The sequence below is a fragment of the Pseudoalteromonas sp. TAB23 genome, from assembly GCF_000498075.1.
GTDB lineage: Bacteria > Pseudomonadota > Gammaproteobacteria > Enterobacterales > Alteromonadaceae > Pseudoalteromonas > Pseudoalteromonas arctica.
The window spans coordinates 1-1,771 of the sequence record NZ_AUTP01000007.1 but is presented as its reverse complement, the minus strand read 5'-3'; the positions used below and the strand labels follow the sequence as shown (position 1 = coordinate 1,771).

Genomic DNA, 1,771 nt, shown 5'->3' with positions numbered 1-1,771 from the left:
CAGCTATTACTAAATAATGGTGGCTACGGCGACCAACAATTATTTAGTACAAGCGCCTTAGCGCAATTTTTAACGCCGCAAAGCAGCGACGAAACTTACGGGCTTGGCTTTAGGTTTGCTGGTAATAATCAAGCAAGGCGCTGGCACTTTGGCCCTTATGCAAGCGCGCAGGCTTATGGCCACACAGGTTGGACGGGTACAGTGACCGTAATCGACCCCGCTTACGACTTGGCTATTGTTTTACTTACTAATGCTCGCCATAGTGCAATTAAAGGCTCGCTAAAACGTTACGAATTTACAGGTAAACAATTTGAAACCGCACAGTACGGATCGGTGGTGTCGCTTATTTATGAAGCGTTACTAAATCAATAAGCTATCGTATAGGTTAAAACGTACTAACCGTGCCACCTTAAGTGATTTATTTACAGGTGACTTGAGTAAGCCAATCCATTAAGCTAAGCGGTCTATAAAACTAAGCCGGTTTATGTTGTTAGGCTTAACAAATAAGCGTTAAAACGCGTACAAAGCGAGGTTTACTCGCTAATAATTAAGGTTAACTTTTTATGCATTGGTATTCTATTTTACCGCCGCTAATTGCGATTGCTATCGTGTTTTGGCGAAAAGAAGTGATTATGGCGCTACTTGTTGCTGTTGCTTCTTCTGAGTTTTTACTCGCCTTTCAGGGCGAAGGTAATAGCTTGTTTGATACTTTTTTAAATACCATTGAACGTATTATTTCGGTTGCCAGCTCGCCAGGTAATACACGCATATTAATATTTAGTATTTTAATTGGTGCATTGCTTGCCTACATTCGCGAATCTGGCGGCGTTGCAGCAACTGTTAATATGCTAATGAACAAAGGCATTGCAAAAAGTAAGCGCCAAGTGGGCTTTTTAACCATGTTTACCGGCATTGCGGTGTTTATAGAATCTAACCTGAGCGTACTTACCTCGGGTATTTTATCGCGTGGCTTGTTCGATAAATTTAAAATGAGTCGAGCGCGTCTAGCGTACATTATTGACAGCACCAGTGCGCCAGTGTGTATTTTAATACTACTTAACGGCTGGGGTGCATTTGTACTTGGTTTGTTAGGTAACTACGAGCTAGGTGAATCGGCTGTATCGGTTTTGTGGGGCAGCGTTGGGTATAACTTTTACGCCATAATTACCCTTGTTATTGTTTTTTACACAATCGCGTTTGATAAAGTGCATGGCCCAATGAAAGAAGCCGAAGAAAAACTAGAGCTTCAAAAAACCGACTTAAAAGATGAAATAAAAGCCTCTAAAGCGCGTTATATGTTAATCCCGCTTATTACGCTCATTACCAGCATGGTTGGTTTTATGTATTACACCGGTAATGGTGTGTTGGCAGAGGGTAGTGGCTCTAAGTCAGTATTGTACGCAACGGTTTTAGCCATTGTTGTCGCTTACTTTTTAATGATTGGTTCTCGTAAATTTACGCACCATCAATTAGTTGATACCGGTTTTAAAGGTATGGGCGAATTAATGCCGCTAGTCGCTATTGTACTGCTTTCGCTTACACTTGGCGCAAGCTTAAAAGAGCTTGGTACTGGCGTATTTGTAGCGTCACTTGTTGGTGACTACTTACCTATTTACCTAATAGTACCGGTGCTGTTTTTAACCGGCGCAGTTATGTCGTTTACTACGGGTACATCGTGGGGCACGTTTGCTATATTAATCCCAATTGGTGTGCCACTTATTCAAGCGCTAGGTTTACCACCGTCGCTTGTGGTAGGTGCTATTTTGGGTGG

General features: G+C 42.1%; 2 protein-coding genes. Both read left to right on the top strand.

Annotation, left to right across the window (positions count from 1 at the left end; translation table 11 throughout):
- Positions 1-372, top strand: a 372-nt coding sequence (locus L654_RS0100130; RefSeq protein ID WP_024606899.1) for a serine hydrolase, incomplete at its 5' end; no start/stop codon positions are given.
- A 191-nt stretch (positions 373-563) separates the two neighbouring features.
- On the top strand, positions 564-1,771 hold a 1,208-nt coding region (locus tag L654_RS0100125), incomplete at its 3' end, for a Na+/H+ antiporter NhaC family protein (protein ID WP_024606898.1).